At 67.6% G+C, this 5,670-nt stretch carries 6 protein-coding genes; 4 read left to right on the top strand and 2 right to left on the bottom strand.

What is annotated here, in order from left to right; translation table 11 throughout:
• Positions 1-101: 101 nt before the first annotated feature.
• Both VFG33_RS28175 and VFG33_RS28170 read right to left on the bottom strand, forming a co-directional pair.
• Positions 102-1,274 (bottom strand): class I SAM-dependent methyltransferase, encoded by a 1,173-nt coding sequence (locus tag VFG33_RS28175; RefSeq protein WP_325055997.1) that lies wholly within the window; start codon positions 1,272-1,274, stop codon positions 102-104.
• A gap of 22 nt (positions 1,275-1,296) precedes the next feature.
• Positions 1,297-1,857 (bottom strand): peptidoglycan-binding domain-containing protein, encoded by a 561-nt coding sequence (locus VFG33_RS28170; RefSeq protein ID WP_325055996.1) that lies wholly within the window; start codon positions 1,855-1,857, stop codon positions 1,297-1,299.
• Between the two features lie 317 nt (positions 1,858-2,174).
• On the opposite strand from VFG33_RS28170, the gene groES reads away from it, so the two are divergent.
• From groES to VFG33_RS28150, 4 genes are all read left to right on the top strand, one after another.
• Positions 2,175-2,471: a co-chaperone GroES gene (gene groES / locus VFG33_RS28165; protein WP_325055995.1), complete on the top strand. Its 297-nt coding sequence runs from the start codon at positions 2,175-2,177 to the stop codon at positions 2,469-2,471.
• Between the two features lie 112 nt (positions 2,472-2,583).
• Entirely contained in the window at positions 2,584-4,203 is a 1,620-nt protein-coding gene (gene groL / locus VFG33_RS28160; protein WP_325055994.1) for a chaperonin GroEL, read from the top strand.
• Between the two features lie 213 nt (positions 4,204-4,416).
• Complete coding sequence (locus VFG33_RS28155) at positions 4,417-5,037, top strand: RNA polymerase sigma factor ShbA (protein WP_325055993.1); 621 nt, start codon at positions 4,417-4,419, stop codon at positions 5,035-5,037.
• On the top strand, positions 5,030-5,670 hold a 641-nt coding region (locus tag VFG33_RS28150; protein WP_325055992.1), incomplete at its 3' end, for a hypothetical protein. The genes VFG33_RS28155 and VFG33_RS28150, both read left to right, overlap by 8 nt.

Here is a 5,670-nt window from a genome sequence, read left to right as displayed (position 1 = left end):
ACGGTCAGCGGCAGACCGGTTCCTGGTCACCAGCTTTCCGCATAGAGGTGAACGCCCGACTTCGCCCGTATGTCACCCCCGAGAAGTTCGCGGCGGGTGTCTCAACTGGTGGGGGCGACTCGGCGGCACGAGTAGGCGACTGCATCGCGGCCGATCCGGGTCACGATGAGGGTGGCGCTGGCGGAGCCCTTGGGGGCCAGCTTCTTGCGGAGTGTCGCCGGGTCGAAGTCGACACCGCGCTTCTTGATCTCCAGAGTCCCGATGTCCTCCGAGCGGACCCAGGCCTTCAACGCCTTCTCGCGATACGGCAGCGTCTCCACCACCTCGTACACAGAGGCCAGCGGCGTCGCCACGAGGGAAGCGCCGGTCACATAGGCGATTCGCGGATCCAGCAGCCAACCATCGACAGCTGAAGCCACAGCAGTGACCAGGCCGGCCCGGACCACTGCACCGTCGGGTTCGTAGATGTACTGCCCGATCGGACCACACTCCGCCTCCGGTGCACTCGTCACGGTTGCTCCGCTCGGGAGGAGGGTCGCCCGGCGCGCTGTGCCCGCATAGAACTTGCCGGACCACAGCGCAGCCTCCTTGACCTCCCCTGCATCACTAACCCACTCCGCTTCCACGCCGTCCGGGACGGCTTCGTGCGGGATGCCCGGCGCGACCTTGACGCAAGCAGTACCGGTCAGGAGGTCAGTGATGAAGGACCACGGCGGTGAGTAGGCGTTGTGGTCGAACACGCGCTTCCCGTCCGCCCGCCGCGCTGGATCAGCGAACACGACCTCGTACTGCGTGACATCGTGCTGCTGGGCTTCCCCCACGAGCACCTCACCGGGTAACCCCAGGCCCGTGAGGTTCGCGCGAGCCGCTGCAGCCGTGGCCGGATCCCGCTCGACACCAGTGACCCGGAGACCGGCCCGGGCCGCGCTGATGAGGTCACCCCCGATGCCGCAGCCCAGGTCGACCACAGTTGCGCCCGGAAGTGTCGCGGCGATCCGGGCGGCCCGGTGTGAGCCGACTGTCGACCGGGTGGCCTGCTCCAGGCCGTCCGGCGTGAAGTACATCCGCGCCGCATCCGCCGGGCCGAACTTGGCGACGGCCCGGTGGCGCAGCGACGCCTGCGTGACCGCGGCGGTCACCACAGCAGCGTCGTACCGGCGGCGGAGTTTCTCGACCAGCTGCAGTTCGCTGCCGGGGGTGAACGCCGCGCAGGCTGCGGCGAGCACCTCGGCCCCGCCTGGGGAGAGCAACGGCGTGATCGAGTCAGGTGTCACTCGCCCCAGTCTGCCTTGAGCCTTAGATCGGGCTGTAGCAGGCGGAGCTCCAGATCTTCTTGGCCGGGTTGTACAGCCGCCAGTTCATCGCGGAGCGGGTCTGCGGGCCGTAGACGCCGTCGACGGTGATCTTGTGCCGCCGCTGGACGTTCTGCACCGCGGTGCGGGTCTTGCTGCCGAACTTGCCGTCGACGGTCAGCTTGGCGCCGTAGCAGTAGTTCAGGTTGGTCTGGAGCTGGCGGATCGCGAGCCAGGGCGTGCCGCCGGGGTACTGCGGGAAGCGGTACGGGAGGTCGCCGTACTTGAGGTTGCACTTCCAGCCGGCGTTGCTCTCCCAGGTCATCGGCACCGGGATCGCCCAGCCGTTACGGACGCCGACCAGCTGCACCCGCTCGCATGCCTCGAGGACCGCGGCTGCGGCGGCCTTGGCTGAGACGGACGCTGCCGCCGCGCCTGTGGTGGACTGCTGGCGGACGGTGGGCACGGCCTCGGAAGAGGTGGCGACGAGTGTGCTGCCGACGGCCAGGACTGCTGCCCAGCCGACGGCGACTGCGATGCGGAATGGTTTCGAGCGCAGCTCCATGATTGGGTCCCCTCTTACTGTGGATCCCGGCCGACCGGAATCCCTACTGGTAGGACACTGGGGACGGCCGGGAGGTTGAGTAACAAGTTGGATCGGCTTCCGAAACCGGCCGGTGACCACGGGACCCTGCTGTTCGCCGGTGGCGATCTTCTGGCACTCGAGTTGACCGAGTGCTAATCGCGGCCTAGATTCGGTGTTGGCACTCTCCACTCGAGGGTGCCAGCGGCCCGGCCTCTGATCCCCGCGACGGCAGAGGCGTACGGCCGCCAGTTGCACCCCCGAACACAGACAAGAATCTCGACCGTGGAGGTCAGCAAGTGTCGGTCACGATCAAGCCGCTCGAGGACCGAATCCTCGTTGCGCCGCTCGAAGCCGAGCAGACCACGAAGTCCGGCCTGGTGATTCCGGACACCGCCAAGGAGAAGCCGCAGGAGGGCGAGGTCATCGCCACCGGCCCCGGCCGCATCGACGACAACGGCAACCGCGTCCCGCTGGACGTGAACGTCGGTGACAAGGTCATCTACTCGAAGTACGGCGGCACCGAGGTCAAGTACGACGGCCAGGACTACCTGATCCTGGGCGCCCGCGACATCCTCGCAGTCGTCACCAAGTGACGATCGCTCGTTCCTGACTGATACCGCTCCGGTGCCGGCTTCCGGTGCCGGGGCGGAATCGGTTCAGGGCCGCGAGCACCATTGTTGAAACTCAGAGAGGGACTAGTTTTCCATGCCGAAGATCCTCGAGTTCGACGAGAACGCGCGGCGCGCACTGGAGCGCGGCGTCGACAAGCTCGCGAACACGGTGAAGGTGACGCTGGGGCCGAAGGGCCGCTACGTCGTGCTGGACAAGAAGTGGGGCGCCCCGACCATCACCAACGACGGTGTCACCGTCGCCCGTGAGGTCGAGCTGGACGACCCGTTCGAGAACCTCGGTGCGCAGCTGGCCAAGGAAGTTGCCACCAAGACCAACGACATCGCCGGTGACGGGACCACCACGGCCACCGTGCTGGCACAGGCCCTGGTGCACGAGGGCCTGCGGGCCGTCGCGGCCGGTGTCAACCCAATGGGCCTGAAGAAGGGCATCGAGGCTGCCGTCGAGGCAGTGACCGCGAAGCTCATCGAGACCGCCCGGCCGGTGGACGACAAGGGCGACATGGCCCACGTCGCCACCATCTCCGCTCGGGACGCCGAGATCGGCGCCCTGATCGCGGAAGCCTTCGACAAGGTCGGCAAGGACGGTGTGATCACCGTCGAGGAGTCGAACACCTTCGGCACCGAGCTCGAGTTCACCGAGGGCATGCAGTTCGACAAGGGCTTCATCTCGCCCTACTTCATCACCGACGCCGAGGGTGGCGAAGCGGTGCTGGACGACCCGTACATCCTCATCCACCAGGGCAAGATCTCCGCTGTCGCGGACCTGCTGCCGCTGTTGGAGAAGGTCGTGCAGTCCGGCAAGACGCTGCTGATCATCGCCGAGGACGTCGAGGGTGAGGCCCTGTCGACCCTGGTCGTGAACAAGATCCGTGGCAACTTCACCTCCGTCGCCGTCAAGGCGCCGGGCTTCGGCGACCGCCGCAAGGCGATGCTCGAGGACCTGGCCGCGCTGACCGGCGCACAGGTGATCGCGCCTGAGGTCGGCCTCAAGCTGGACCAGGTCGGGCTCGAGGTACTCGGTACCGCTCGCCGGATCGTCGTCACCAAGGACAACACCACGGTGGTCGAGGGTGCCGGCAAGTCCGACGAGATCGAGTCCCGGGTCAACCAGATCAAGGCCGAGATCGAGCGGACCGACTCCGACTGGGACCGCGAGAAGCTGCAGGAGCGGCTGGCCAAGCTGGCGGGTGGCGTCTGCGTGATCAAGGTCGGCGCGGCCACCGAGGTCGAGCTGAAGGAGAAGAAGCACCGCATCGAGGACGCCGTGTCGGCGACCCGTGCGGCGATCGAGGAGGGCATCGTCGCCGGTGGCGGCTCCGCTCTCGTCCACGCCGCCGCGGTGCTGGAGAACGGCCTGGACCTGGAGGGCGACGAGCTCGCCGGTGTCCGGATCGTCCGCAAGGCGATCGTCGAGCCGCTGCGCTGGATCGCCGAGAACGGTGGTTACGAGGGTTACGTCGTCACCGCCAAGGTCGCCGAGATGGAGGTCGGTAGTGGCTTCAACGCCGCCACCGGCGAGTACGGCGACCTGCTGGCCCAGGGCGTGCTCGACCCGGTCAAGGTGACCCGGTCCGCGCTGGCCAACGCAGGCTCGATCGCAGCGCTGCTGCTCACCACCGAAACACTGATCGTCGACAAGCCCGAGGACGAGGAGCCCGCAGCCGCGGGCCACGGCCACGGCCACGGTCACTGATCAACAGCACCACCCAGAACTGCCCGGCTCGGTCCTCGGACCAGCCGGGCAGTTCCCTTTCCTACCGCGGAAAGTGCCCCCGCGGCCGGGGGTCCGGAGACCGATCACTGGTTGTAGTGGAAAAGGTGAAGTGATCACTAATTGCCACTATGCAACGGGGGGCTGTGGCCGTACTATTTTCCACGCTGACCGGTCTGATCCGAGGGGGGCGAGGTGACCGAGGTCCAATTGCCGCACACCCATGATCGGGTCGAGCTTCGTGATCTTGCCGCGCTTGCCGGCGCGGGTGACGGGACAGCTCTGAACGACCTGCTCACGCGGGTGAGGGCCGTTGCCCACCGCTACGTGCGGTCGAGGCTGTGGACCTACCCCGGCGGCGCCGACATGGTCGATGACGTCGCGCAGGAGGTTTGTGTCGCGGTCTTCGGCGCTCTCGGCCGGTACCGGGACGAGGGGAGGCCTTTCGAGGCCTTCGTGTACGGCATCGCGGCCCGCAAGGTCGCCGACGCGCAGCGTGCGTTCGCGAACGCGGACGTGTCGACGCCGGACCTGCCGGACGGGGCGGACGAATCGCCCACGCCGGAGGAGCACGCGGTCAGGCACTCAGAGGTCCAGCACATCGTGGCGCTGCTGGACAGATTGCCGGAGAAACTGCGGGAGATCCTGCGGCTCCGGGTAGTCGCGGGGATGTCAGCCGAGGAGACCGGCCGGGCACTGGGGATGACACCGGGGGCGGTGAGGGTCGCACAGCATCGGGCGTTGAACACGCTCAGGGGGTTTGTGGGACATGAGGCAAAGTTGGAACGACGGACAGGGGAGGAGCGACATGGCTGAACGTTTTGATCTCGATGCGATCGAAGCCGATGACGCGCTCCTCGACCTGCTCGCAGCCGGTGGGGAGTCCGCCTGGGAGGCGGGCCAGCACGACCCGGCCCTGATGCTGCTGGCCGACCTTCGGCTCGCGGTGGAGGTCGAGGACGAGCTCCCGGTGGAGACCATCGACGATCCGGAGAGTTTCCTGGCGCGCTGTGCGGCGCTGAACCCGGTGACCGACCCGTTCGCCCGGAAGATGGCGGCACGCGGGTTCGCGCTCGGCGTCGCCGCGGTGGCCGCGCTGTCGGTGTCCGGGGTGGCCGCGGCCGTCAACGGGAACCCGCTCGCGCCGTACGAGTCGGTGATCGAGAAGGTCGTCGACGGGCTGCGTCCCGAGACCAGCAGCTACCCGAAGGACGAGATCGGCGGCCTGCCGGCGCTCGACAAGTCGAAGATCGTCAAGGTCGGCAAGGACTTCCAGAAGAAGCAGCAGGCCAAGCAGGTCGAAGAGGACCAGAAGCGGACCGACCCGTTCGGCATCGGTATCGGTCTCGACACCGAGAACAACGGGATCGCGATGCCGCCGTTGGCGCGGCCCAAGCCGCCGCAGGTGGACAGGCCGACCACGACCAAGGTGGACACTCCCCCGACGCC

This window comes from Kribbella sp., from assembly GCF_035687465.1.
In the GTDB taxonomy this organism is placed as follows: Bacteria; Actinomycetota; Actinomycetes; order Propionibacteriales; family Kribbellaceae; genus Kribbella.
This window is presented reverse-complemented; position numbering and strand designations above follow the sequence as displayed.